The following is a 25,445-nucleotide window of genomic DNA, read 5'->3' on the forward strand; positions in this document are numbered from 1 at the left end:
CACACTATTCCTGTAGGAATTTCGACTATCATCATAGTCACTATCATCACTCATATAATCCCTTTATTCATTTTCAAATTTAGAAATATATGTGATGAGTCATTCCCAAAAAGTCAAACTACTTGCACAACAGCACCTAAAGCAAGTTCGAAAATCGGTACTAACAAGACATGATAGAAATAAACAAAAAGCCAAATCATCATGATTTGGCTTTTTTATTTGAAAGTGATTAGTTTAATTTAATAGGTAAAACTCACACCCAAAAAGTGAATTCGGCTGTCGAATGTACCGTTAATACCACTCAGTGGAAGATTATCAAAGTTTCGATTGATATCGACTTCACCTAAATCAGCGTACTCGTAAAACATATCGATAGTTACATCATTCCATTTGGTCGCAGCACCGACTGAATAACGATATTGCTCGCCAACAGGCACATCTACCCATTGCTTTGTCGCATCGTCTTGCGGAGAGGTTTCGTATGAGAAGCCCGCCTTCAATCGCCATTGGCTGTTTAATTGATAATCAGCACCAACCGCAAACTTCCATACATCATCCCAATCCCTGTCGATGATAGCCGGCACGGTTGTTGGCCCGACACCAAACTCCATCACTGTATTGTCCCATTCGCTCCATTGGTGCCACTGGACCGAAGCCAGTAAATCCAGTTGAGGATTAACAGCATAGCTAGCACTGATATCAGCAATAGCAGGAACCGTAATATCAGTACGCAAACTACTAATAACACCTAAATCTGTGGGTCCCGAAACACGGGTACCGAATTCATGCTCTAATTTCGTTCGGTAACTAGCGCCTATTGATAGACGCTCATCATGTTGATACATCACACCGAAGTTAGCGCCAAACGCCCAGTCGGTATCTTTTTCAATATCAAGTAAGCTTGTCGATTGCTCCAGTGAGGCCCAACTTAACTGAATGCCTGCACCAACCGACCATTGCGGGTTGATTTGATAGCTAATGGCAGGGTTAATCTGCATGGCTGTAAGCGTAATTTCATCAAGTGCTGCTGCACCTGCCCATTGGTCGCCATAAGACAAACTCGAGCCGCCTACAGCACCAAGAGCAATGCCAACATGTAGGTCATCAGTCACCTGACGGGCGTGAAATGCACCGGCAGATGGTAATACCGAGTGCGCTTTACCATCACCGTTATCGCCGTTGTCTCGATATTTCATTTCGAGATCAAAACCTAGTAGGTTGAACGTAGTCAGACTCTCGCCCATCCCACTCATTGTTGCTGGGTTTACCCACATAGCGGCGGCTGAGCCGGTATAGACACCATCACCCGCGCCTGCTGTACCCGCATTTGCTGTTACTGCTTCCTGCAGGAATATACCACTCGCTTGAACAGGCAATGCCAATACCGACGCCACTGCCATTGCTAATTTTAATGGTCGCATTTGCTCCCTCTTTATTATTTTTAGTCGGTGGGGCTTATCAGCCCCGTTTAGATTTTAGTTCTTCGATAACAAAGGCGGGGGCGACTTTGGCCAATGATTCCAAACATGAGTCAGCCTTGAGATTGCCATGCCTCACATAAATGTCACAGACGGCATATAACTGCTCAGGGGCCCCGGAAATTTCATAGGCTTTTTCAAATGAGGCCGTAGCTTGATCCACATTGAAAGCCTCTTGAAGCACTCCGTTCAAATACCAAAAGTAGCTGTTATCCGGAGACAGTTCGGTGGCCTTTTCCATCGCATCGGCAGCCTGTTTCTTCTCTTCGAGCCTGACCAAAGTCAATGCCTGGGAGTAAAACAGATTTGCTTCTTCTGGCAATACATTTTGTGCCTGTACCAAAACCTTGTTGGCTTGTTGATCTTCCCCTTGAGCTCGATAGTTGTCTGCCAATCCTAGCCAAATTTGCGGATTTTGCTTATCGCCATCGAGCAAAGTGTTGTAGGTTCGGTTCGCATCATCAAACTGCTGATACCAGCGGTATATATCGGCCAACAGCAATTGAGATGATGGATCGGATTTGCCTTTAAGGTATTTGATCAAACCATTTGCAGGCTTTTCCATGTCTGCCTGCTGTTCGGGAGTCATCTCCCCGTAATTGCGAATCAAATTTGTCGTTGCAGCCAAGCGGACATGCTGGTCACTGTCTTTTAAAAGCGGCGATAGCATACGCCAGCGATTAGCAAACTGATAAGGCTCAGCCGCAACCACTGCTGCTTCCCGTACTCGTGGGTTTTCATCTTGAAGGCTACGGGCCACCGCCACTAGGCTATTCTGGTTCGGGTATCTTGCTAATTGACGCAAAGCATCAGCACGTCTTTCATCATTTTGGTTGCGGTCTTGAGCAATCATTACCCATTGCTGGATCTGCTGTGCTTGCCGTTGCTGCTGCGGGTTCAGTTGCTCGGCACTATCAAGTGCTGGCGCCACATCTTGTGCATATGAAGGCATCGCTATTATCAAAACCGCTAATGACACCCCTAATACCAACTCTATGACTCTCTTCATCATTGTCTTACTCCAAATTAGAAACGAGTTGGGAAATATGGCTGGCGTGGTGAAAGTTTAGGCATCGTAATTTTCAGCTCAGCATCTGAATATTTTCCATGGGCGACTGGATGTCCTGTTGTCCTTAGAATAAGAGCCATTGCTTTGTCAGCATGGGAGAAAAACTTCTTCCAGCCCGCACAAAGATAGTTGAGGCCGGGCTCGCCTTCTTTGGTGCGAATAAAGCGATTCTTCGGGCACTCACCAAAACAGGCAAATTTATAGTCACACTGCTGGCATTGGCTGGTTAATGTACGTGATTTAGCAAAGCCAAACTTTTGCTGCGCTTCTGAGTAGGCCATTTCATCCAGTTTTTGATGATGGATATTGCCAACGCGATAATCAGGGTATACGTAGTGATCGCAAGTAAAGACATCGCCATTTGGTTCCATCGCCAACCCTTTACCGCAAATCTCACCCAGGGTACAAAGTGGATTCTTTCGCCCCATCCAAGTTTCAACACTGGCTTCAAAGTACTGCACAAAGACATTGCCGATATCGTGCTGAACCCATTCGTCAAATACTGCAATCAAGAAGTCACCCCACCCTTCGGCAGACACACACCAGGGTTCGACAACTGAGTTTTTGTGCCACGGATTCAGACGCTTATCGCCTTGGCGCAGTTGCTCATGAGGATTCCATTTCTGTGGTGCGGTAGTACGGAATGTCTTCTGCTCGACGATAGGAATAAACTGGATCTGTGGCGATCTCACTTCGTCTCTCAAGAAGCGGTACACTTCTAGCGGGTTCTTGCTGGTCAGGTTATTTACACATGTCAAGGTGGCAAAATTCACATTGTGCTTGTGAAGTAGCTCAACGGCAGCCATGACTTGTTTGAAAGTGCCTCGCCCTGCACGGTTGGTACGGTAAGCATTGTGAAGCATTTCGGGACCGTCAATGCTTAGCCCGACCAGGAAATTGTTCTCTGCTAGAAATTCACACCATTCATCATTGAGCAAGGTGCCGTTGGTTTGCAGATCGTTGGAAATTATCACACCAGCAGGCTTGTACTTCTTTTGTAGCTCAACCACCTTTCTGAAGTAACCAACACCAAGCATGGTCGGCTCACCGCCCTGCCAAGAAAAGATGATCTCAGGCGTGTTCTGGCCTTCGATATATTGGCGGATATAGGTTTCCAAGGTGTCCTCGTCCATCACCGGAGAGCACCCTTTTTTATATTCCAGCAGATCCTGCTTACTCAGATAATAACAATAGGTACAATCGATATTGCACGCCGCACCAATGGGTTTTGCCATCACATGTAATCGCTTCGATGCCTTGCCGTTATGTTGCGGGCCCTGAGTAATCAGCATATTCCACCTACTTATAAACAATTAAGTAAGCCAATAATAAAGCGTGCTACACCTAGGTGCTTGTTATACCCCTTATAACCTTTAGGCATGGCAAATTTGCATACAATCTCTCCTCTAGTTCAATCATCTTATTGTTGAATCACGGAGACTCCTTATGCCATCACCTACCGTTAAGCGAGCTGCATTTATTACAATCTCAGGTCTCATCTTGCTAGCCGCTACAACATGGTTCAACAAGGTTCTGCTTGCCAATGAACCCCATCCGGTGATGAAGCAGATTGAATCGGATATGGTATTGGTCGAGGGTGGGTCATTTGAAATGGGCTCAAGCCTTCCAGCAGCGAGCAAAGCGGAATCACCGGCTCGGACAGTATCAGTCGATAGCTTTTACATCTCCAAATTCGAAGTAACGCAATCTTTGTTCGAAAGCGTCATGGGCTCTTCAATGAGTTACTTCAGCGATCCCGACGTGCCAGTGAATAACCTCAGTTGGCAGCAGGCCAATTATTTCATCAAGCAACTCAATACCCTAACGGGTGCCAATTACCGGCTCCCTACCGAAGCCGAATGGGAATTTGCTGCCAAAGGAGGCAACAAAAGCCAAAACTACACCTATAGCGGCTCCAACAATATCGAAGATGTGGCTTGGTATGTAGCAAACGCCAATAACCGTGCCCACCCTGTCGGCCAAAAGCAACCCAACGAGCTTGGCCTTTACGATATGACCGGCAACGTTGGCGAGTTTGTTATTGATGCCTACGATGAAGGCTTCTACCGCTATGGTTCAAGCGATAACCCGAACAACGCACAAGATACCAACATTGGCCTTGCCCACAAATCTGTCCGTGGTGGCAGCTTTGCCTATGACGAAGGTTTATCGGAAAGCTACCGCCGTGATTTTGCCAGCCAAAATATCATCATGGCTGACATGGGATTACGGTTAGTCAGGGATGCCGATTAATTTCACATTGACCAAAGCACTTTATTTCTCTTCTACACTTCAATTGTTTTCAAAAATAATAATGGAGCCTCTATCAATGAAGATAGCAACAGTACCCCGCTTGTTATGTCTGGGCTTGGGTTTAATCGCAGCTAATGCCGTCGCGGCACCTCAACCGGCACCTAAGTTGGTATTACAGATCACTGTCGATGGACTGCGTGGCGATTTATTGGAGCGATATAAACACAATTTCGGTGATAAGGGTTTCCGTTATTTGATGGACGAAGGGGCGTATTACACCAATGCCCATTACCAGCACGGGAATACCGAAACCATTGTCGGCCATGTGTCGCTGGCGACCGGGGCACCGCCAAGTGTGCACGGCATGGTCGGCAACGTTTGGTACGACAGGCAAAAAGAACGCTTGGTTTATAACGTCGAAGATGGCGATTACGCCATGTTGACCCAGGGGGCTGGTGTTAACCAGTCGACAGAAATCGACCCGACCCAAAAAACAGCCAAGCTTGACGGCCGCTCTCCCGTGCCTATCCTCTCGACCACGTTTAGTGACGAGTTAGCAGTTGCCAGCAATGGCAAGTCCAAAATCTATTCCGTTTCGGTTAAAGACCGTGGCGCAATATCATTGGCCGGTCACTCGGGTAAAGCGTTCTGGTTCTCCAAGGCCCAATCGGAGTTTGTGACCAGTAATTACTATTATGACAACTATCCAGCATGGGTAACGGAATGGAATGCCCAAGGCTACCCTGCCCGTTACAGCAAGCAGAAATGGGATCTGAGCCTAGAAAGGGATCAGTACACACTGCAGGAAGGTCCTCAAGAGCAGAAAGTCGACCTTGCCGGATTCAAGCGCACTTTCCCGCACCCGTATGGCCCTTCGAGCTTTCAATATTTCAGCACCATGCTGACATTGAGCCCTGCCGGAGATGAGCTGACCGCTGATTTTGCCACGGCACTGCTTGAGCAGGAAAAAATGGGCCAAGGCAACTTCACAGATTATCTGGCCGTCAGCTTTTCATCCAATGACTATGTCATTCACATGTTTGGCCCTTCCAGTCTGGAAGCCGAAGATAATTTGATCCGCCTCGACCAGACACTGGCTACTTTCTTGGGTAATGTCGAAAAGCAAGTTGGCTTAGATAACACTCTTATCGTACTTTCTGCCGATCACGGAGTGCCTGAAGCGGCCCCGACGGTCAATGCCCTTGGCTACAACACTGCCAAGTATTTCGATAAAGACACCATTATCAGCGAACAATTGGTGAGCCGACTCAACAAAGAATTTGGCTTGGGTGAAGAGGCAATCCGCTTGTACTCCCAGCCGTACATTTACCTTAACCATGAAGTCATCAAGAACAAAGGCGTATCACTCGAAGCCGTCCAACGGGCGGTTGCAGAAGAGGTTGAGAAAGTAAAAGGGATAGAACACGCCGTTACCAGCACCGATATCATGCAAAACACCCTACCTGATAGCCGTGTGATGCAACTGGTTAAAAACAACCACCATCCACAGCGGTCTGGCGATATCTATCTGGTATTTACCCCGCGTACCTACATCAATGATATGGATGGCCTTACTATTGCTTCTACCCACGGCTCACCGTGGCGATACGATACCCATGTACCGGTCATCTTTGCCGGTAACGGTGTCGAAGCCAATAAAGTCACACGGGAAGTCACCCCGTACGATATTGCGCCGACCTTGTCTAATGCACTCGGTATTACATTGCCAAGTGGCGCAACGGGTCAAGTGCTGAAGGAAGTGAGCGCAGCTAATTAGCCATACCTTGATGAATCACCATCTTCGATCCACAAAGCAACAATTGTAAATTGTTAAACGCCCCTGACAGTTAACCATAGCTATCAGGGGCAATAGCACATTTAATCGGTTACACAGCTCAAGATCTGCTCTTCAAGTTTATCGCCCAAAGAATCGGATATCAGCTCGATACGGCTCTCCATGCAATCATCAAGCTCGACTTCTGTTAGTCCATCCGGAGTAAGGTTGTATCCAAATACGCCATCATCGGTGATAAAGACTGCTTTCATCCTTTCTACCGTCAAGCCTACCAGCAGATGAACCAGTTTTTGGCGGCTGAAAACTTTATCCGGTGAAAAACGCCAGCCTACACTGACAAATCCTTCTCCTTCATTGGTCGCTTTTAGCACACCGCTTTCTGGCATTGGCTGTTCAGAGGCCAACGGCTTTGAATGACCATGATGGTGATGGTGGGCCGGTTGTTCATTAGCAGCCGTTGGACCTTCAAACTCGCTTATATCAATATTGCCGTGCTGGGCAAATATCACATGGGTGTGCGGCTTGCCATGTTGCTCGACATAAGCTTGAAGTTGTTCTTTTTCATTACCTTGGTAGAGGTCAACTTTATTCCCCACTACGGAATCGGCAATCGCGATTTGCTGGTTGAAGGTATCGTGACCGGTATAGCGGGGATCAGACAATTTACGCGCATCAACCAAAGTTAGCGTTTTTTGCAATGACAGCACGCTTTGGTAATGCTCTGAAGATAGGACCTGCAAAACCTCTTTAGGGTGGCCAAGCCCCGTCGGTTCGATAAGCAGTCTGTCGGGTTTTGCTTCAGCTAGCAATTGATTGAGTGCAATTTGCATCGGCAAACCCGCCGCACAGCACATACAACCACCTGGGACTTCACGGATAAACACCTGTTGTTGGCTGCGCTGCCCTTCGAACAAACTGCCGTCCACACCAATCTCGCCAAACTCATTGACCAGTACCGCCCAGCGCTCATTGTCTGGTTTGTGTTTCATCAGATTTAGAATGGCGGATGTTTTACCCACCCCGAGAAAGCCTGTGACGATATTTGTAGGTACAGCTAGTATCTGTTCATTTTCAGAGTTCATTGGCAATTCTCCTATAGCCCTGAACAAGGGTATGGTTTGCAGAGACAACAGATTCCGAAAAAGCGGAATACTCTGGTGGGACTTTTGAAATGCTATTTAGGTCAAAATCAGCGCCAATATTTGTCATTGGCGGCACATGAAAATTCTCTGGCAAATCTAGCCCGTCGACAACACAGTTATGGCGGATCACACAACCTTGTCCGATCACGGTGCTAAAAACAACTGAGTTGAACCCGATGAAAACATCATCGCTTACGGTACAAGGGCCATGAATAATCGAGCGGTGGGCAATGGATGATCGCTCACCGATGGTAACGGCAGCGCCTGCCTTTGAATGAATTACAACACCATCCTGGATGTTGGTATCCCGTTTGATCAATATAGGCTCCATATCACCGTTATCATCGACTTCGTCAGCCCGAATAACAGCGTAAGGGCCAATAAAAACATTATCTTCAATAACGACTTTGCCGCAAATGATGGCTGTTGGGTCAATAAACGCCGTCTCGGAGACAACAGGCAAATGGCCGTTTGGGTTTCTTCTAATCATAATGCGCTCTTTTATTGTTCTTCCTGATACTTTGTAATTTATATTGCTGCAATCAAGCTATCACCGCTCGAACTGCATTGCCATCGCTGGCACTCTGCTGGCAATAACGCTTTCGCCATCGAAAACCTGCTGGCCATTAACCCAGGTACTTTTTATTCTCGATGAGAACTGATGCCCTGCGAAAGGCGTCCAGCCACAGTGGTATAGGCTATTTTCGTGGGTCACAATTGTCGGTGAACGCTCATCGACCAACACCAGATCTGCAAAATACCCTTCTTTGATATATCCCCTACCCTCAATTGCATAGCGGATTGCAGGGTTATGTGCTGTTTTCTCAACGACCTGAGTAATGCTCAACCGCCCTTGGTCAACGTGGTCTAGTAAAGTCAGCAAAGCATGTTGAACCAGAGGAAGACCTGCAGGCGCTTTATCATAAGGCACTTGCTTTTCATCAAACGTATGAGGCGCATGATCAGTAGCAATAATATCAATCTGGTTGGTATGCAGTGCCCGAATTAAGGCATCTCGATCAGACGGGTATTTTATTGCAGGATTACATTTAATCAGGTTACCCAGCTGGGCATAATCTTGATTAGAAAACCATAAATGATGAACACAGGCTTCAGCAGTAATATTCTTGTTTTGAATAGGACCCGACTCAAACAACGCCAGCTCTTTTTCGGTAGTGATATGCAGCACATGAAGTTGGCTCTGATACTGCTTAGCAAGACCTACGGCATAAGATGATGAAGCAAAACATGCTTCGGCATCACGCAGCTTGGGATGATCTTCAATGGTGAATTCAGATTTAGTTTGAAGAAGAGCGTCTCTGTTTTGACTGATAACCGGCCCGCTCTCACAGTGGGTAACAATGAGCACCGGTGACTCCCTGAAAATCAGGTCAAGTGCCTGCGGGTTCTCCACCAAGAGGTCGCCGGTTGAAGCCCCCATAAAGACTTTGACCCCACAATGCCTGGTTGGGTCTAATCGCTTGATCTGTTCAAGGTTGTCTTCCGTCGCTCCGAGATAAAATGAATAATTTGCCAGCGAGTTTTGCGCTGCAATATCATATTTTTTTTCAAGCGCCGCAATGGTTGTCGTGGCAGGGCTGACATTCGGCATTTCCATATAACTTGTAATACCGCCCGCCACGGCTGCACGGGATTCCGTCGCAATAGAACCCTTATGGGTTAGACCCGGCTCCCTGAAATGGACTTGATCGTCTATCATTCCCGGTAATAGGTAGTTGCCCTTGGCATCGATTACACGCTCTTCATGCTTTACTGAAATGTCATTCGCAATCTTTTCTATCTTCTGACCGGTAATCCGCACATCGGCTTCGATCACTTTTCCTTCGTTAACCACTTTGGCATTTTTAATTAGCGTTGATGACACCACTCTCTTTGATCTCCATGTATTGAAAGCTATTCCAGCAGGTTTTCACATTGTATTTTTCGACGTTATTTCTGAGGCACTATTTACGATTTGATGCATTCATCGCATACACAGTTGATTTCCAATTGCGGACTGATAACTGTGAATCCTTCTTGGCGGGCGTTGGCTTGTAGGTGGGTAATCATTCCCTGCTCAATGGTGAGCTCTCTGATTTTATTGCACTTTGAGCAAATCAAAAATTGCGGTACACCATGTTCGTGATCACACAAAATATGAGAACAGGCCACATATTTATTCGATACCTTGAGCTTGTGAACCAGATGCTCCTGTTCGAGAAACTCCAATATGCGGTAAACCGACATAGCCTGTAGGCTTTGTTCGAATTGCTCCTTGCAATAATCTATCAACTCATAGGCAGACAACGCTCTTTCGGAGTGCAATAAACCATAAAGCACCTGCTTTCTTTTTACCGTTAATTGCTTTCCCCGAGCCTTACAATTCTGCTCCGCATGCTCCATTAGAGCGTCGATGTTGCTCATTGCGTATTCCCTTGAGCTCTGTGCTCATTAAACCAACCCATTTATGTTATGTTATAACATAAAGTTTGATTTCATCAAGGTCCCCTCTCCGGTCATCGCTGTTAAAGAAGCGCCAATAAAAAAGCCCACTTCAAATGAAGTTGGCTCTTGTTACTCATAGCAAGGAGGCTTAAATGCTCACTTGCTCCAGGCAAACTGTTCAAACACCTTATCAACCGGCGTGTGGGCAATATGGTTAACGTAGTTGCTGATCACTTTCTGTGAAAGGCCAAGAATGACTTCGAGTACCTGTTGCTGGCCATAACCTGCGTCATAAAATGCATTCAGATCTTGCTCTGATACATTGCCACGGTTTCTCACAACACTGAGTGTAAAGTCTTTCAACGCCTGCAATTTTTCTGTTGGCATTGCCTCATCATTTCTTAGCGCCTCTGTCAGGGCAGGATCGACTTTCATAGAGTGGGCGATACCCGTATGGGCCGGCACACAATAATGGCACTCATGCTCGACATTAATGGTTTGCCACACCACGGTTAGCTCCTCGGCATCAAACGAAGTACTGGTGAATAGCTGGTGCAACTGGGTATAAGCTTTCAATATTTCCGGTGACTCAGCCATAACTGAATATAGACCTGGAACCATACCCATTTGCTTCTGCGCACCTTCAAGGATGGCTTTGCTTTTTGCTGGTGCTGTTTCTACTGTATGCAGTTTAAAATCGCTCATGGCTATATCCTCGATATTTTAACGTTCTGACTTTACAAGCAAGTTTTGATTCAAATATTCAGTAAGTAATACTGTTTTATTTCGCTTCAGGTTCAAGAAGCACTTTGGTAACAAATAAACGGACTGTCGGTGCAACAACAGCAAGAAGTATTAAAGCAGATGGCAACATTTGCCCAAGAGCATAGAGCCAAGCATCAAAAAACACACCGCCTTCGGGAAGGCTTTTGGCGACCATAATTGCTGGCATACTCAGCAGCATCGTAGGTAACACCATAGACACCATCAGTGGGTATTGAAACTTACGTGGGAACTTCTTCATGTCTCGCTCCGATTGACTAACTTATGTCGCTATTCTAGGCTCCAGCTTAGCGATCAAAAATAGACAACATTGAATTTGAAGCGTGCAAATATGAAAGCTAAAGATATTTCCAACCTCTACCTGTTTTGCCAGTCAGTAGAATGTGGTGGATTTGCTGCAGCCAGTTTACAGACACACATTTCAGCCCCGACACTTTCCCGAGCCGTTGCTAGCCTTGAGGAGAAACTCGGCGAAAAACTCGTTCACCGCAACGCCAAACAATTCCAGTTGACGACAGCGGGCGACGAGTATTATCACCGGTTCGCCTCTTTGTTTTCTCAGCTCAATGACGAGTGGACACAGTTATCCAATAGCCAGCCTGTTCTGACAGGCGAGATCCGTGTTTCATGCCCAGAGCCATTTGCCGATCATTTTTTACAGACGTTGGCCATCGAGTTTATGGAGCAACACCCTGAAATTACCATTACCATCCATTTCAGTGCGGGAACAGAGCGGTTTTTTGATGAGCAAATTGATCTGGCAATTGTGACCAGTCCTCCCCATGCCAGCCATCTTGTCCAACGCCAATTGTTCGAATCTCCACTAATGTTGGCTGCGGCACCGTCTTATATTGAGAAGCATGGTATGCCAGAAAATGCGGAAGAATTGATTTCCCACCGGCTTCTGTCAGGGAATAACTTGCCTTACTGGGAACTCAATGTCGGCGGAAGATCGATACGTATTCCTTATCAGCCGAAATATGCCATAAGCAGCCTCAGGCTCAATATAGATGCGACATTGGCAGGAGCTGGAATTTGCATGATGCCTAAAGCATCATTTGAAAGATATGCAGAGCGAGGGGATTTAGTTCAGGTATTACCCGATGTAGATTGCCCTACTGGTAAGGCCTATCTGGTTTGGGCCGACAGGAAACTAATTGCGTCCAGGGTGGTCGCTTTTAGGGATATGATCTTTGACCGCTTCGGCCAAACAGCAGAGTTTTTGGCCGCTGTGAGTTCGGACAAAAACGAATAAACGCCAACCTAGGCTGGCGTTTAAGCGCTTTCTTCTTTATCAAAAGACCTAACGATTCAACTTGTATAGATAAGCATTGAGCCAAGCTAATGCCAAGATGATCAAAGTCATTACCGGAGGTTTTGACTGCAACGGTAAGACCTCGGCAGGGACGTTTGGCAGCAGATGAACATACACTGCCACCAGCATGATGACTGTTGTCAGCAATATCGACAACAGCATCGCCTTATCACGAAGTTCACCGTCCATTCTTTTGCCACCAATCATAATGATCAATAACAGCGCTCCTGCTGCCATTTCACCTAACTGCCCCGCCCAACGGGACAAAGCAGGAAAAGGTAGCTCACTCAACGCAATTTGTTTGGCAAACATGGTTGTAAATGGGTCAAAAACCTTAACAGTACCTGCCATTAACAAAAACGCACCCAGTAAACCGGTAAGAATTTTCTGCACCTTTATTGAAAGCGTATCTTTGGTATCAAACGAGCGGAACAAGAATACACCTGTGACCAAAAACATGGTGCCGATTAACGAAAGCTCAAGAATTAACTGCGAAGTACTCATAGCAATAACCTTTGATTAAGAGTGAAGAACGGTTTATTGCACTGATCTTAGCGACAGCGGTAGCATTCAAAAACAGACAACATTGAAGTTGATGCATGCAATTTTGCAAGCTATGAATGAGATTTCGTTTCTATTTCCTGTTATCACACTGCCACCGTCAAGTTTTGCAGCCAGTACTTTTGCCTATAGCGTTTCAGGCACAGAACAAACTTAACGATTTCTTCAGCTATCATTATTGTTAGTACCCAAGTAAAAGACCATTTGAGAACAAAAGCGGCGAAAGCAACTAATGGAATGCCTACAAGCCACATAGCGATGAAGTCCATACGAAGGCAAAACTTATTTTCTCCCCCAGCCCTTAAAATACCGTTGATCAGTATTAGATTGAGCATTCGTAACCCTATCGTTAAGCCAAGCAAGGTAATAGCCGGTGACGCTAAAGGTACTAAATCGGGCTGATCTAAGTTTAAAAATGACAATAAGAGAGATTTGTTCATCAGAATAAAGGCTGAAGCAAACACCCCCATAAACAAAATTGATCTGATATAAAAATTCGCGACCACAGCAGCATGACTAAAGTCATCTCTTCCAAGCGCTTGGCCAAGCATCACTGAGCACGCAACGGAGACACCAAAAAATAACGAATAGCATAACCCCTCAAATGGGCCCATCATGCTGAAAACAGCAAGCTCCGTGGTACCCAGGTGTCCATAAATCATTTGGTAGCATAATGTTCCCAGTGCCCAAAACACGGTATTGGCCATTGCAGGGTATGCCAATACCCGAAAACGCTCCCTCAAAGCCTGTGATGCTCTGACAAACTTTCCGGATAACAACCAATGATGGCGACTGACCAATACAGCCAGAGTCAATAGGATTTGCACCGCACGTGATACTGTTGTTGCCAAAGCTGCGCCAATGACACCCAGTGCAGGGATGCCAAAGCCCCCTTTAATAAACCAATAGTTCAAAGCAATATTCAGCAAAATTGTTGTGGTTCCTAAAACCAAAGGGATAACCACTTCATCACTCGACCTCAAGGTCGTCTCACAGATCATCAGCAATAGTGTCAGTAACAAAATCGGCGCTGTGAACCATAAGTAATCACGCCCCAGCGCCATCACCTCGCTATCCTTGGTCTGGAGCAGCATGATAGCGTCCGCAAATACCGTAATAATGATGGCGATAGGCAATAACAATTTAATGCCTTCAATAAAAGCCTCGCAAACTACCTGCTTACACGCGACGACTTCCCCCTTCCCCCAATATTGAGCAACAAGCGTACCTGTCGCTGTGCATATGCCAGCGGCTATCATCATGGCGACAAAAATCCATTTTGAGGCAATTCCGACAGACGCTGTGGCAGCGGCACCTAAGTCACTGACCATCAGTACATCTGTCAAACCTAAAAAAGCGCCTAGTGCACTTTGGATTGCAATAGGTAAAGAGAGCTTAAAAGCCCTTGATAGTAATGAATTTGAGTTCCCCGCCTTAGCGAAATTTCCACTGAATATCTTCGTCATGATAATCTCCTGTATATCAGCAAACTTTATGCTTTACAGGCCAATCTACGAATGCTCAGAAACGACCAAAAACTAGTTAAATCCGTCATTGATGTTGATAACACCCAATACAAGTGGAAAGACCGTGTCGAGTTATCCGAACAATGTCAGGAGCGTTTTTTGGTTCAATCAAACCTGCCTGAATTGGCAGAAGAAGGGATCGTGATGTGTGGTATGGCAGATATGCGAGAGCATTACCTTGTCGAACGAGAAGGCGGTGATCACCATACATTATTGGTATGCATTGATGGTGAAGGTGTTGTCACAAACCAAAACATGAAGTGCCATGTTCCTGGTGACCACCTCGTTATTTTGCCTGCCAAGACTGCGTTCAAGTTTGAGCTTTGCTCAAATTCAGAAAATTGGCGTTTTATCTGGATTACGACACCGCAGTTACCTTGTTGGCAGCACCTCATTGAAGAAGGGCAACGAATTATTCCATTTCAGCACTCTGAGCAAATATGGTCATTATGTAGTTTGCTCTCCCTTGAAGCAGAGAATAGAGCCAGCTTTAGAACGCTCTACATCAGTGAAATCACCCGATTGCTCTCGAAAGCGAACAAGCCGGCCAACAACAGTCTTTTAAGGGTAGAAAGCCAATTCAACCGTATTGAATCACAACTACACCACAATTGGTCTATTGCAAACATCGCCGCCGCCTGCCATATCAGCGAAGAACACCTTGGCCGACTCTGCCGCCAACTATATGGGTGTAGCCCGCAGCAAAAGTTGATTAGCTTAAGAATGCAAAGGGCCCAAAACTTACTCGCAGCCCAAGGTGATAATATATCTACCATTGCCCTTAGGGTTGGTTACAAGGACCCTTATGCATTCTCCAGTCGCTTTAAACGCTTTGTAGGCGTTTCGCCAAAAGCATATCGCCAACAGCAGCAACAATAACTATGGCAGCAACAACATTTTTCCCATCACCGTGCCACTTTCAAGTTGGTCATGCGCCTTAGCGGCTTCAGCCAGAGGCAGGGTTGAATAAACGGGTTTGAGCTTCTGCTGTTCGAGCAGGGCATATAAAGCTTCCATCGACGATTTTACCAACGGGTAGTTGTTGAAATAGGTCGCATAAATTTCAGAATAAGATACCGTCGGAGCCTTGCTAAAATGCTTAATGGCTTCTGCCTGCAAGTTTGTCTCGCCAGCCCCTGCAAGAAAACCGAACACAACGACATGGCCCAATGGTGCAAGCGCCTCAAAATCCTGAACAATCGTATCGCCGGCAACTGGGTTAAAGATATAATCCACCCCTCGGCCACCGGTACTCTCTTTTACCGATTCGACCCACGTCGCATCCGAAACAAAGGCATGATCAGCACCTAGCGCTAAGGCGTTGTCTGCTTTGTGTTGCTTACGCTCCAGCGCAATAACATTAAGCCCAGCAAGTTTGGCTAGTTGAATAAGAGCAGTCCCCACCCCACCCGACGCCGCATACACCAACGCTGTTTTGCCGCTTTCAATTCGGGCAACATTGTGCAGCATGTGATAAGCCGTGAAATAGTTGACCGGCAACACCGCCGCCTCATTGAGGTCAATCGAATCAGGCAGGACAACCAATTTATCTGCGTCTACCGCAGTATATTCAGCATACGTTGAAGCCCCAATAGGTCCAAGAAACGCGACTTTTGCCCCTTCTTTGAGTGAAGTATGGTTTGAATCTTCAATCACACCGCTACCTTCCACACCGGGAACAAATGGCAGTTCTGGCATCATACCTGGAGGCATGTTGCCCTCGCGGATAATGGTATCGATAAAGTTAACCGGTGCTGCATGCATTTTTACGAGTACCTGTCCCTTTTGAAGAACAGGAGTTGCTACTTCACGGTATTCTAGTTTATCGCTACCGCCAGTTTGATTAAGTAAGATTGCTTTCATGGATCTGTCCTCAACATTGATACTTAGTGTTGGCGTTTGAATCACTGCCTGTCTGTGATTCAAATCATAGGCGCTCAGCAGCCGAGAGAAAATCAGCGATATTGGACATCATAATTCCAAAAATGGGATAATAACGTTGAGTTCACTTGCCATGGAGTATCGGATGAAACGGGTTTTGGATGACTTGCAAGTCTTTTGCACCGTAGTGGAGGAAGGTAGCCTCAAAAAAGCCTCAGAGCGATTGGATATCCCCCACAGTACGGTCAGTCGGCGTATCGAAGCGTTAGAGAATAACCTCGGATTGGTGCTATTGCACCGAACTACCCGTGAAGTCAAAGTCTCCGTGCGGGGGGAAGAGCTATACCAAAATTGCGCAAGCCTTTTGGATAATATCAACCAGTCTATTGGGTTTGCGGTCGATTCCGAGATTGAATTCAAAGGCAAACTCAGCGTTTCCATGCCAGTACGTGCCGGAATTGACTTCCTTGGCGCCTGGCTTATTGATTTTGCAGCAGAGCACCCTGAGCTACAGTTGGATATCTCCCTGTCGAATAGCAACAAGCACCTGATCAAAGATGAAATAGATTTGGCTTTCCGCGTTGGGCCATTAGTCGACTCCTCAGCGATTGCATTGCGATTATGGGATATTCCCTATGTCGTTTGCGCTCATCGTTCCTATGTGGAAAGGCATAGTTTATCCGAAGGCCCCATATCTACCGAGAAACTAGAAAGCCTCCCAGCAGTCATAACCCGCCCTGCTACGCAGTGGAGATTTATCGACAATAAACAGAATGAACTCACGATCACCCCATATCAAGGATTGATCGTCGATGATCTGGGGTTGGCGTATCATGCAGCCATGACCGGCCAGTATATTGCTATGCTGCCCAGTTCGATGGTGCAAGATGAAAATATGGTGTTTTTATCTATCGAGTCTTTACAGCCACGCAAACGGGATATGTACGCTTATTATCTCGGCCGCAGACACGCACAGAGCCAAATCAAACATATCGTGAACTACATTCGCGAGCGTTATCAGCAGTCACTCCCCACTTCGCGATCATAGCCAGCAACTCATGTTTCTTAACGGGCTTGGTCAAATAGTCATCCAACCCGCGTTGGTGGCAGTTTTCCTGTTCTTCAAGCATGGCATGGGCTGACAAGGCGATGATCGGACACCACGGCAAATGACTACTTTGCTGTAACGCCCTAATCTCTTTTGTGACAGCGTAACCATCTTTTCTAGGCATAGAAATATCGGTGATGACCATATCGAATTGATGCTGTTGGTATAGATCAACGGCTTCTTGGCCATCATTTGCAAAGATTAGGTTCAGTTGACTATTGGCCAGCATAGCTTCGACCAACATCCGATTTACCTGGCTATCTTCAGCCACCAAAACCGTGAGCGCCGGTAAAGCCTCTTCTTCCGTTTGAATTGCACTTGTTGATTGGACAACTCGCTCCGCTACGTCCTCACTACCAACATCTTGCAGTTTGAGGCCAATCGTGAAGCTAAACGTCGAACCGACATCTTGTATAGATTGGACCTGCAACTTACCACCAAATAATGCCACCAAGTGCTTACAGATTGCCAAACCAAGCCCCGTCCCCTCAAACTCACGGGTTGCTGAGTTGTCTACCTGTTCGAATTTATCCATGATATATGGCAGACGATCTTCAGGGATCCCCATCCCGGTATCTTCGACTGTAAACCGAAACAGAGGTCCCTGACCTAAAAGCTCCTCGGTAACAGACAGTTTTATATGCCCTTTTTGGGTAAACTTCACTGCATTGCCCAATAGGTTCAGTAACACCTGATTGAGACGCCCTTTGTCACCAATCACTTGGGTATGGATATCTGATGGTATATCGAGCATTACCGGCAAGCCCTTGTTCTTGGCTTGGTAGGCACTGAGTTCAACAGCTTGCTCCAATACTTCCCGCAAATCAAACGGGGCATCATTGAGGCTTAACTTGCCCGCTTCAATTTTGCTGTAATCCAAAATATCGTTAATGACAGTGACGAGATTTTCAGCCGACTGGTTGATTATTTTCAATTTCTCGTGCTGATCTGGGATAGTCACCTTATCGAGCAGCAGTTCACTCATCCCCATAATGGCATTCATCGGGGTACGGATTTCATGGCTCATATTGGCGAGGAAATCAGATTTTGCCGAGTTTGCTTTAGTCGCCTGTTCAAGCGCCTCTTCAAGTCTTTTGTTCACCCTGCGACGTTCGGTAATATCACGCTCCACCGCAATAAACCTAATCACTTCGCCGTCTTGATCAAGCACCGGGGAAATATCCATCTCAACCCAGTATGCGTGACCTTGCTTGGTATAATTGAGCAACTCGACTTTAACGGCTTTCTTTTGTGCAAGTGAAGCCGACATTTGGGCAACTACCCCTTTGTCTGTTCCCCTTCCCTGTAGAAGATCACCGGGCTGCTTCCCTAATGCTTCTTCGAATTGGTAACCTGTCAGCGCTTCAAACGCCGGGTTAACCCAAGTTATGTAGCCTTTGGCATCAGTGATAATAATGACGTCCCTGGCATGCTCCGCCACTTGGGCAAGTTCAGTGATCTTTTCTGTTAATTCAATTTGCTGCTGATGCTTTTGGGCCAAGCCTTGCTGAGCCAACGCCAATGACAGTGACATCTGATTGAATGCTTCACCGACTCTCGTGACTTCATCATTACCAGTAATGGCAATTTGCCCGCCGGGGCCTATTTTTCCGACTTGCTCTACCCCTTGTTTGAGCTTTTCCAAGCGTCGGAGTAAATAGGTGCCCAGTGCAAATGAAAAGATAGCAACCAGAGTCATTTCCAATGCCGCAATCAGCAAACTCATCCGCGTCGCTTGGGACATAAGAGCTTGGAAGTCATCGACTCTTACCCCCATCTCCACCTTGCCGTAAAACTCGCTGCCGACGACTATCTCGCTACAAACATCATAAACACCATCTGTCACCTCTGAGGGTAAGTTATGGTTCGTCACATTATGATATTCACCATGACGGGTCAGTTCCAAACCATTTCGGTCGGTGATACGGATGTAGGCAAGGTTATGCTCAGCAGTGATCGATTGAGCAAAACTGTCCAGATAGGCGAGATCAGTGGCAAGGACTGCATCTCTGGTAGCACTGGCAAAGACACTAACAAGCTGTTTGCTACCCGTTTCAAGGCGACTGTCATTGGAGTTTTTGAGCCACTGTAAGCCAGTAAAGATCAATACCGCCAATACCAAGGCCTCTATCAATGCGATACCTATGATTGTTTTTGTCCGTAATGTCATACCAAGCCCCGCCTAAAATAGCCTTCTCGAACTAGATAGTTACATTTCGATATCGAGCGATACGACATCATCCCAATCACTGTCTAAAGCAGGTTCTAGACCCTTAATACTCAACTTTTCGAATACAGCCTGGGCTTCAGCATGCTCATTAACTGCTGTCAGACTTTGCTGCAACACGAGGGTCGTTGATTTATCCAGGCTTTTGGAGAATGCAATCGCATGGGGGGTATAACTATTGGTGCGATAAATGACGGTAAGATGCTGTTTAATTGATTCATCAAGGCTGTTATAGGTACGCATAACCCCACCACCGGCAGGATACAGTCCCCTTGCGACTGCCATATATACAGAATCGTGTGAGCCAACATAGTTAGCTGAAATGGAAAGCCCTTTCTGGCGCAATTCAGATTGGGTCAGGATGGATGCTGCAAACGCACGGGGGGCAGGAAAAGCGAGGGAAGTGTTGTCCAACTCATCAAGGCTGCCTTGCCAATCTTTTCTCGCAACCATTATCCCGGTGATACGTTTGTCTTTGGCACGGGCCAGAGCGGTGTAACCCGGCGTTTGGTTTACAAGGGTGAAATGGTACGGGTTCATATAGGCAATGTCATACTCACCGGCAGCAAGGCGCTGCTCAAAAGTAGGTATATCCCTTGCCGTCGCGAAACGAATGTCCAAACCGGTTACTTCGCCCCATACCTTGAGCAGCGGCCCCCACTGTACCGCTAGCTTAGCGGCTGACTGCTGTGGCACCACACCAAATACCAAGGTTTGCTTAGCAACTTCAGCCGGTTCCTGACTGGCTGAAGCACCGGATGTAAACCACACAGCCAAAGCGATAAAGGCATGTGTGATTTTGCTTTTCAAATTGATTCGCATATTGCCACCTCCCATCAATTCCCCAGTACAAGGTGCTGCTGTATCAAGGTAAATTGTTGTGCTTAACGACTTTCTGTTGCTGATACAGAAAAGTAGTCAAAAAAGGTGCCAAGTTTAGGCAGACTAGCCCGGCAGGCGTATGATGAAAGGAGTTAAACCCAGTCAATCTTGCGGGCTTACGCCCTGCAACAAGCGACCAACTACACTAAGATCATTTAGCCTGTAGTGAATAACAATATCGTGCCCAACTCATGGTATTGCTCACTGAAACTGAATCATTCAAGGTGTGACTATGACTGGTAAAACTAACGTGTTAGGCGGCCCCTTGGCGCTGTGTAACTGTTCGCCAACAACCGGATTTTTTAGGGACGGCTATTGCCGCACCGATGATAGCGACGCTGGCCTTCATGTCGTATGTGCCTTGGTAACGGATGAGTTTCTCGCCTTTACCAAAGCACAAGGTAATGATTTATCTACGCCAAGGCCGGAGTTTGACTTTCCCGGCCTAGCCCCCGGTGATCGCTGGTGCCTGTGTGCTCAGCGCTGGAAAGAAGCATGGCAAGCAGGCTGTGCACCTCCTGTTGTATTAGCGAGCTGCGAAGTTAGCACCTTGGATATAATCCCTATTGATGTATTAAAGCAGCATGCTGTTGATTCGCATTAGTAAGCTCTTTTCGGACTATTTCAGCACCAGCACTTAAAGCGTTGAGCTTAGCTGTCGAGACTGCGCGGGACAGAGGTGCCATCCCACAATTGGTGCAAGGATAAAGCTTGTCGGCATCGACATACTTCAATGCTTCCCGCAGTGTATTGGCGACTTCCTCAGCGGTTTCAATGGTGTTCGTCGCGACATCAATCGCCCCGACCATTACCTTCTTGCCTCGAATCAGCTCAAGCAACTCGATAGGCACGCGTGAGTTATGGCACTCCAAAGAGATAATATCGATGTTCGACTGCTGCAATTTAGGGAACACTTCTTCATATTGCCGCCACTCGGAACCAAGTGTTTTCTTCCAGTCGGTATTGGCTTTGATACCATAGCCGTAGCAAATATGTACTGCCGTTTCGCATTTTAACCCTTCGATTGCGCGCTCCAAACAAGCAATGCCCCATTCATTCACATCGTCAAAGAACACATTAAACGCGGGCTCATCGAATTGGATGATATCGACTCCTGCCTCCTCTAACTCCTTTGCCTCCTGGTTAAGTATTTTAGCGAACTCCCATGCCAGTTTTTCCCGGCTTCCATAATGGTCATCGTAAAGCGTATCGATCATCGTCATCGGGCCTGGCAGCGCCCATTTGATAGGCTGCTTGGTTTGACGGCGTAAAAATTTGGCGTCTTCAATAAATACCGGTTTTTGGCGACTCACCGGCCCTACTACGGTCGGTACACTTGCTTCGTAGCGGTCACGAATTTTAACCGTCTTGCGATTTTCAAAATCTACACCGCTGAGGTGTTCAATAAAGGTGGTGACGAAATGTTGGCGTGTTTGTTCGCCATCGCTGACGATATCAACACCAGCCGATTCTTGCTCTTGCAAAGAGACACGTAGCGCATCACGCTTGCCATCAACAAGCTCCTCGCCTCGCAGTTTCCATGGTGACCACAGGGTTTCGGGCTGAGCCAGCCAAGAAGGTTTAGGTAAACTGCCTGCTGTTGATGTCGGTAATAGTTTTTTCATTGTCGTTCCGTCCAGGTTCTCGTTATCGATTACGCGTAATTTGCAGACCATTGCTCAAGAATGGATTGATAGGGTTTGATGAAATGCTGCTCGGCAAACCTTCCCTGCTCAATCGCTAACTGGCTGCGCTCTTCTCGGTCATAGACAATCTGAGTTAACGAGTGGTCTATATTCTTCAGGTTTGGCTGATAACATTTACCTGCAACGGCATTAGCGTTGTAGATTTCTGGCCGGTATATCTTCTGGAATGTTTCCATTGTGCTAATCGTGCTGATTAACTCAAGATTCGAGTAATCATTGAGTAAATCACCAAAAAAATAAAACGCCAATGGAGCAACACTGTTTGGCGGCATAAAGTAGCGTACCTGTAGGCCCATCTTTTTAAAATATTGTTCGGTTAACGACGACTCATTGGGTTGATATTCATAACCCAATACAGGGTGCTGATTCTCAGTTCGGCGATAAACCTTATTATCCGATACACTCAGACAAATCACCGGCGTTTTTTTGAAATGCTGCCTGTATGATTCAGAATTAACAAAATACTGAAATAGTTTGCCGTGTAGATCACCAAAGTTATCCGGAATACTGAATTGTGGTTGGTTCTTGTTATGATCAAGCAGCAGAACACTAAAGTCATAATCCCTTACGTAAGAAGAGAAGTTATTGCCAACAATACCTTCGATGCGCTCATTGGTATTGTGGTCAATAATATTGGTTTTCAGCACTTCAATCGACGGGAAAGTTTCATTGCCAGCTTGAACATTCAGATCAACTGAGATGATTTCAAGCTCGACAGAGTAGCGGTCACCATTTGGGTTATCCCAATGAGCCACGGCATTGAAACGATTGTCAATCATCCTCAGCGCATTTCGCAAGTTGTCTTGGCGGTTATCCCCCCTAGCCAAATTGGCAAAGTTAGTGGTGACTCGCGTACTGTTTGATGGCTGATAATTCTCATCAAAACAAATGCTCTTGATCGCAAATGTAAAATCGTTATTCATCGTAAGTTGGTATCCTATATCCTTTGAAACCGGCTGAATTTATTCCTTGCTCATTATGTGGGATAGTTGTTTTATTATTTTCCCTATCGTTAATCATTTCAGTTCGGCTTTAATTCTTGCCAACATTCTGACATTGAAATTACTGTCATTTGACTAACGCCACGAGCTATCTTATTTATACTGTTTTAGATAATTGAATAAAATTGCTTTTGACTCACATTCAACATGAGAGAAATTCATGATGCCGGACTATAGAATTAGGATTGGGTGAATATCTGAATACCGAATATAAAAACGCCAGCTATAAATGATGAGCTTCTAGCTGGCGTTTATGTACCGATACTATGATGAGCAACTGTAATGAGATACCCCACCAGCCGTGAAATATTCAAGCGGCCTCAGGTGATTATATTTCTTCTCCACCCATTCAGACTGTTCATCGTATGGGTTGGCTAGAATTTGCTGCAATTCATGGATAAGGGAGTAATCTCCACTCTTCGCTTGCTCGTAAGCAGGCACAATTAGCCACTCACGCCAAGTATACTTGGGATTCACACGTTTCATTTGAGCTGAAATATCTTCAAGACTCTTCGCTAGATTGAGTTTGTTACGCCACGATATCAACCACTGATTCCAAGCTTCTTCAAGCTCTTCATTTGGCGTGGCATAGAAGCTATCCGATATCTCGGAAATCTCCTTGGGCAGACTCGAAAGCTGGCGGAACAAAATCGTGTAATCAACGTGGGTTTTCATCATCAATGATAAAAGTTGAGTGAACAATTCACTGTCGAGCGATTCCAGCCCAAGCTTGGTAGCCCACATTTTACTGACTTTACCCTCCATCACTGTGGAGAAACCTTCGATGATCTGTTCCAGTTGCTCTAATGCTTCAGGGGTTGATTGCAGTAGCGGCTTTAGCGCGGAGCAGAATGATTCAAAGTTCTTCTCGGCAGCCAGTGGCTGGTTAAAGAAGGAGAAGTGGCGGCCACCGCCCGTCCATGGTTGGAAATAAGGGTCAAAGTATTCACAGAAGCCAAATGGGCCGTAGTCTATGGTGAATCCACCCACCGCACAGTTATCGCTATTGAAATTACCTTGGCAATAACCCACTCGCAACCAGTTCGCCACCAAGTCAGTTAACCTGTCGCGAAACTCAGTCGCTAGAGCGAGTATTTTGTCGGTCATAGGCAAATCTGCGTCAATCTGCGCTTTGTATTCCCGCTCGATAACGTGCAGGACGATCATCTCAAGCTCGGCCATTGCGTTAGGGCGATCACCGACACGGGCCCTTCGGCCAAATAGCTCCAACTGGCCTACCCGCAAGAATGAAGGCGCGACACGAGTTGAGATAGCAACAGGATTGGAGACCATAATATCGGGGTTTTCCGAACGGGAACCCTCGCTGTACCATGGACGATCAACCGTTTCGGATTGTGAAACGAACAAGCTTAATGAACGGGTCGATGGAACACCGAGCGCATGCATATACTCTTGGGCAAGGAATTCCCTGACACTTGAGCGTAGTACCGCCCTACCGTCTGCTCCTCGGCAATATGGCGTCGGCCCGCCTCCCTTTAGCTGCATCTCCCATCGCTGGTTATTGAACACACCTTCAAACACCGAGACCGCACGGCCATCACCATAACCGTTGCCGGTTCTAAATGGGCATTGCTCGGTATATTCATTACCAAAAATGGAAAGTGCATAGCCAGTCGCCCACCCTACCTTCCGCATAGGTGCCGGCACATCGGTGATATCACCTGAAAATAGCTTTGCGAACCCTTCGCTCAATACTAAGCTGTCATCTAACCCCAACTCTCCAAAAAACTGTTGGCTATGGCTGATATAAACAGGATCAGCAATCGGTGAAGGCTTTACGGGGACATAATGCCCGGAGAACACCTGTCGTGGGGAAAAGTCGTTACCATCTTCCGTGGCATCTGGGTCTGGGTTTAACGTATCCATCAAAGAATAATCTGCGGCCTTGGCAAACTCGTCAATAGTGGAAATATTGGCAGGTCCTCCTGCTCCCTCTCGTGCACTCATCGCTTTGATACCCGTTTATTTATCCTGAACCTATTGGCAATCATACGTCTAGATCGACAAAAAGGCATTAACGGCTAGCGTTAAATGCCTCGATATCAAATTCAATGGCCAATCAAAACCCTGCAATCTTTATATCTTGAACCTTGAGGCCTTGAGGCCTTGAGGCCTTGGAATATTGAAACCTTGCAGGGTTCTTCAGACTAAGATTAGCGCGAGTGGCTATGGAAAACAGTTCTTGATGCTACTGACATATCCATATCATCTGTCGCGACAACTTTTACTGAGCGGCTGGCGTTCAATGACAG

The 25,445-nt window shown here is 46.4% G+C and carries 23 protein-coding genes; 6 read left to right on the forward strand and 17 right to left on the reverse strand.

Features of this window, described 5'->3' with window-relative positions; all coding sequences use genetic code 11:
* Positions 1-239: 239 nt before the first annotated feature.
* From BIZ37_RS11395 to BIZ37_RS11405, 3 genes are read right to left on the reverse strand one after another with little or no spacing between them, the layout of a single operon-like run.
* Positions 240-1,421 carry an OmpP1/FadL family transporter gene (locus BIZ37_RS11395; RefSeq protein ID WP_187461615.1) on the reverse strand — a complete coding sequence of 394 codons (1,182 nt, stop codon included), beginning with the start codon at positions 1,419-1,421 and terminating at the stop codon, positions 240-242.
* A 37-nt stretch (positions 1,422-1,458) separates the two neighbouring features.
* On the reverse strand, positions 1,459-2,490 hold the full coding sequence (locus BIZ37_RS11400) for a tetratricopeptide repeat protein (protein ID WP_187461616.1): 1,032 nt from the start codon (positions 2,488-2,490) through the stop codon (positions 1,459-1,461).
* Positions 2,491-2,504: 14 nt separating this feature from the next.
* Positions 2,505-3,839 (reverse strand): anaerobic sulfatase maturase, encoded by a 1,335-nt coding sequence (locus BIZ37_RS11405; RefSeq protein ID WP_187461617.1) that lies wholly within the window; start codon positions 3,837-3,839, stop codon positions 2,505-2,507.
* A 154-nt stretch (positions 3,840-3,993) separates the two neighbouring features.
* On the opposite strand from BIZ37_RS11405, the gene BIZ37_RS11410 reads away from it, so the two are divergent.
* Both BIZ37_RS11410 and BIZ37_RS11415 read left to right on the forward strand, forming a co-directional pair.
* Positions 3,994-4,800, forward strand: a complete 807-nt coding sequence (locus BIZ37_RS11410) for an SUMF1/EgtB/PvdO family nonheme iron enzyme (protein WP_187461618.1) — start codon at positions 3,994-3,996, stop codon at positions 4,798-4,800.
* Between the two features lie 76 nt (positions 4,801-4,876).
* The gene (locus BIZ37_RS11415) at positions 4,877-6,577 is read left to right on the forward strand and encodes an alkaline phosphatase family protein (RefSeq protein WP_187461619.1); all 1,701 of its coding nucleotides are present in this window, start codon (positions 4,877-4,879) and stop codon (positions 6,575-6,577) included.
* Positions 6,578-6,678: 101 nt separating this feature from the next.
* Here the strand turns inward: BIZ37_RS11415 and BIZ37_RS11420 are convergent, their stop codons facing one another.
* From BIZ37_RS11420 to BIZ37_RS11445, 6 genes are all read right to left on the reverse strand, one after another.
* Positions 6,679-7,677: a GTP-binding protein gene (locus BIZ37_RS11420; protein ID WP_187461620.1), complete on the reverse strand. Its 999-nt coding sequence runs from the start codon at positions 7,675-7,677 to the stop codon at positions 6,679-6,681.
* Entirely contained in the window at positions 7,667-8,227 is a 561-nt protein-coding gene (locus tag BIZ37_RS11425; RefSeq protein WP_107298024.1) for a DapH/DapD/GlmU-related protein, read from the reverse strand. The genes BIZ37_RS11420 and BIZ37_RS11425 overlap by 11 nt, the downstream gene beginning before the upstream one ends.
* Positions 8,228-8,287: 60 nt before the next feature.
* On the reverse strand, positions 8,288-9,622 hold the full coding sequence (locus BIZ37_RS11430; protein WP_187461621.1) for a dihydroorotase: 1,335 nt from the start codon (positions 9,620-9,622) through the stop codon (positions 8,288-8,290).
* Between the two features lie 83 nt (positions 9,623-9,705).
* Positions 9,706-10,161 carry a Fur family transcriptional regulator gene (locus BIZ37_RS11435; protein ID WP_187461622.1) on the reverse strand — a complete coding sequence of 152 codons (456 nt, stop codon included), beginning with the start codon at positions 10,159-10,161 and terminating at the stop codon, positions 9,706-9,708.
* Between the two features lie 177 nt (positions 10,162-10,338).
* Positions 10,339-10,887 carry a carboxymuconolactone decarboxylase family protein gene (locus BIZ37_RS11440; protein WP_187461623.1) on the reverse strand — a complete coding sequence of 183 codons (549 nt, stop codon included), beginning with the start codon at positions 10,885-10,887 and terminating at the stop codon, positions 10,339-10,341.
* Positions 10,888-10,963: 76 nt separating this feature from the next.
* Positions 10,964-11,206 carry a DUF2798 domain-containing protein gene (locus BIZ37_RS11445; RefSeq protein WP_107298020.1) on the reverse strand — a complete coding sequence of 81 codons (243 nt, stop codon included), beginning with the start codon at positions 11,204-11,206 and terminating at the stop codon, positions 10,964-10,966.
* Positions 11,207-11,296: 90 nt separating this feature from the next.
* On the opposite strand from BIZ37_RS11445, the gene BIZ37_RS11450 reads away from it, so the two are divergent.
* Complete coding sequence (locus BIZ37_RS11450) at positions 11,297-12,220, forward strand: LysR family transcriptional regulator (protein ID WP_187461624.1); 924 nt, start codon at positions 11,297-11,299, stop codon at positions 12,218-12,220.
* A gap of 48 nt (positions 12,221-12,268) precedes the next feature.
* Here the strand turns inward: BIZ37_RS11450 and BIZ37_RS11455 are convergent, their stop codons facing one another.
* Both BIZ37_RS11455 and BIZ37_RS11460 read right to left on the reverse strand, forming a co-directional pair.
* Positions 12,269-12,784, reverse strand: coding sequence for a hypothetical protein (locus tag BIZ37_RS11455; RefSeq protein WP_187461625.1), 516 nt, complete (start codon positions 12,782-12,784; stop codon positions 12,269-12,271).
* 143 nt (positions 12,785-12,927) lie between these two features.
* Complete coding sequence (locus BIZ37_RS11460) at positions 12,928-14,307, reverse strand: MATE family efflux transporter (protein WP_187461626.1); 1,380 nt, start codon at positions 14,305-14,307, stop codon at positions 12,928-12,930.
* A 51-nt stretch (positions 14,308-14,358) separates the two neighbouring features.
* Here BIZ37_RS11460 and BIZ37_RS11465 point away from each other — a divergent pair, with 51 nt between their 5' ends.
* A complete protein-coding gene (locus BIZ37_RS11465) occupies positions 14,359-15,246 on the forward strand; it encodes an AraC family transcriptional regulator (protein WP_187461627.1) in 888 nt (295 codons plus the stop codon).
* Here the strand turns inward: BIZ37_RS11465 and BIZ37_RS11470 are convergent, their stop codons facing one another.
* The gene (locus tag BIZ37_RS11470) at positions 15,247-16,230 is read right to left on the reverse strand and encodes a zinc-binding dehydrogenase (protein ID WP_187461628.1); all 984 of its coding nucleotides are present in this window, start codon (positions 16,228-16,230) and stop codon (positions 15,247-15,249) included. It abuts the gene before it with no gap.
* 163 nt (positions 16,231-16,393) lie between these two features.
* On the opposite strand from BIZ37_RS11470, the gene BIZ37_RS11475 reads away from it, so the two are divergent.
* Positions 16,394-17,296: a LysR family transcriptional regulator gene (locus tag BIZ37_RS11475; protein WP_187461629.1), complete on the forward strand. Its 903-nt coding sequence runs from the start codon at positions 16,394-16,396 to the stop codon at positions 17,294-17,296.
* Here the strand turns inward: BIZ37_RS11475 and BIZ37_RS11480 are convergent.
* Both BIZ37_RS11480 and BIZ37_RS11485 read right to left on the reverse strand, forming a co-directional pair.
* Positions 17,232-19,526 (reverse strand): ATP-binding protein, encoded by a 2,295-nt coding sequence (locus tag BIZ37_RS11480; RefSeq protein ID WP_187461630.1) that lies wholly within the window; start codon positions 19,524-19,526, stop codon positions 17,232-17,234. The genes BIZ37_RS11475 and BIZ37_RS11480 overlap by 65 nt on opposite strands.
* 39 nt (positions 19,527-19,565) lie before the next feature.
* A complete protein-coding gene (locus BIZ37_RS11485) occupies positions 19,566-20,405 on the reverse strand; it encodes a phosphate/phosphite/phosphonate ABC transporter substrate-binding protein (protein WP_187461631.1) in 840 nt (279 codons plus the stop codon).
* A 292-nt stretch (positions 20,406-20,697) separates the two neighbouring features.
* On the opposite strand from BIZ37_RS11485, the gene BIZ37_RS11490 reads away from it, so the two are divergent.
* Positions 20,698-21,069, forward strand: a complete 372-nt coding sequence (locus BIZ37_RS11490) for a DUF2237 family protein (protein WP_187461632.1) — start codon at positions 20,698-20,700, stop codon at positions 21,067-21,069.
* Here BIZ37_RS11490 and BIZ37_RS11495 read toward each other — a convergent pair.
* From BIZ37_RS11495 to BIZ37_RS11505, 3 genes are all read right to left on the reverse strand, one after another.
* Positions 21,029-22,090 (reverse strand): methionine synthase, encoded by a 1,062-nt coding sequence (locus BIZ37_RS11495; protein WP_187461633.1) that lies wholly within the window; start codon positions 22,088-22,090, stop codon positions 21,029-21,031. The two genes, BIZ37_RS11490 and BIZ37_RS11495, sit on opposite strands and share 41 nt — an antisense overlap.
* Positions 22,091-22,119: 29 nt before the next feature.
* The gene (locus tag BIZ37_RS11500; RefSeq protein WP_187461634.1) at positions 22,120-23,094 is read right to left on the reverse strand and encodes a DUF1852 domain-containing protein; all 975 of its coding nucleotides are present in this window, start codon (positions 23,092-23,094) and stop codon (positions 22,120-22,122) included.
* 342 nt (positions 23,095-23,436) lie between these two features.
* Positions 23,437-25,140, reverse strand: a complete 1,704-nt coding sequence (locus BIZ37_RS11505) for a YdiU family protein (protein WP_187461635.1) — start codon at positions 25,138-25,140, stop codon at positions 23,437-23,439.
* Positions 25,141-25,445: the final 305 nt, after the last annotated feature.

This window comes from Photobacterium sp. BZF1 (assembly GCF_014349205.1).
GTDB lineage: Bacteria > Pseudomonadota > Gammaproteobacteria > Enterobacterales > Vibrionaceae > Photobacterium.

Bases quoted from the DNA above. Each gene is read 5' to 3' on its own strand.
- BIZ37_RS11395 (WP_187461615.1), bottom strand. From the start codon at position 1,421: ATGCGACCATTAAAATTAGCAATGGCAGTGGCGTCGGTATTGGCATTG.
- BIZ37_RS11400 (WP_187461616.1), bottom strand. From the start codon at position 2,490: ATGATGAAGAGAGTCATAGAGTTGGTATTAGGGGTGTCATTAGCGGTT.
- BIZ37_RS11405 (WP_187461617.1), bottom strand. From the start codon at position 3,839: ATGCTGATTACTCAGGGCCCGCAACATAACGGCAAGGCATCGAAGCGA.
- BIZ37_RS11410 (WP_187461618.1), top strand. From the start codon at position 3,994: ATGCCATCACCTACCGTTAAGCGAGCTGCATTTATTACAATCTCAGGT.
- BIZ37_RS11415 (WP_187461619.1), top strand. From the start codon at position 4,877: ATGAAGATAGCAACAGTACCCCGCTTGTTATGTCTGGGCTTGGGTTTA.
- BIZ37_RS11420 (WP_187461620.1), bottom strand. From the start codon at position 7,677: ATGAACTCTGAAAATGAACAGATACTAGCTGTACCTACAAATATCGTC.
- BIZ37_RS11425 (WP_107298024.1), bottom strand. From the start codon at position 8,227: ATGATTAGAAGAAACCCAAACGGCCATTTGCCTGTTGTCTCCGAGACG.
- BIZ37_RS11435 (WP_187461622.1), bottom strand. From the start codon at position 10,161: ATGAGCAACATCGACGCTCTAATGGAGCATGCGGAGCAGAATTGTAAG.
- BIZ37_RS11440 (WP_187461623.1), bottom strand. From the start codon at position 10,887: ATGAGCGATTTTAAACTGCATACAGTAGAAACAGCACCAGCAAAAAGC.
- BIZ37_RS11445 (WP_107298020.1), bottom strand. From the start codon at position 11,206: ATGAAGAAGTTCCCACGTAAGTTTCAATACCCACTGATGGTGTCTATG.
- BIZ37_RS11450 (WP_187461624.1), top strand. From the start codon at position 11,297: ATGAAAGCTAAAGATATTTCCAACCTCTACCTGTTTTGCCAGTCAGTA.
- BIZ37_RS11455 (WP_187461625.1), bottom strand. From the start codon at position 12,784: ATGAGTACTTCGCAGTTAATTCTTGAGCTTTCGTTAATCGGCACCATG.
- BIZ37_RS11460 (WP_187461626.1), bottom strand. From the start codon at position 14,307: ATGACGAAGATATTCAGTGGAAATTTCGCTAAGGCGGGGAACTCAAAT.
- BIZ37_RS11465 (WP_187461627.1), top strand. From the start codon at position 14,359: ATGCTCAGAAACGACCAAAAACTAGTTAAATCCGTCATTGATGTTGAT.
- BIZ37_RS11470 (WP_187461628.1), bottom strand. From the start codon at position 16,230: ATGAAAGCAATCTTACTTAATCAAACTGGCGGTAGCGATAAACTAGAA.
- BIZ37_RS11475 (WP_187461629.1), top strand. From the start codon at position 16,394: ATGAAACGGGTTTTGGATGACTTGCAAGTCTTTTGCACCGTAGTGGAG.
- BIZ37_RS11480 (WP_187461630.1), bottom strand. From the start codon at position 19,526: ATGACATTACGGACAAAAACAATCATAGGTATCGCATTGATAGAGGCC.
- BIZ37_RS11485 (WP_187461631.1), bottom strand. From the start codon at position 20,405: ATGCGAATCAATTTGAAAAGCAAAATCACACATGCCTTTATCGCTTTG.
- BIZ37_RS11490 (WP_187461632.1), top strand. From the start codon at position 20,698: ATGACTGGTAAAACTAACGTGTTAGGCGGCCCCTTGGCGCTGTGTAAC.
- BIZ37_RS11495 (WP_187461633.1), bottom strand. From the start codon at position 22,090: ATGAAAAAACTATTACCGACATCAACAGCAGGCAGTTTACCTAAACCT.
- BIZ37_RS11500 (WP_187461634.1), bottom strand. From the start codon at position 23,094: ATGAATAACGATTTTACATTTGCGATCAAGAGCATTTGTTTTGATGAG.
- BIZ37_RS11505 (WP_187461635.1), bottom strand. From the start codon at position 25,140: ATGAGTGCACGAGAGGGAGCAGGAGGACCTGCCAATATTTCCACTATT.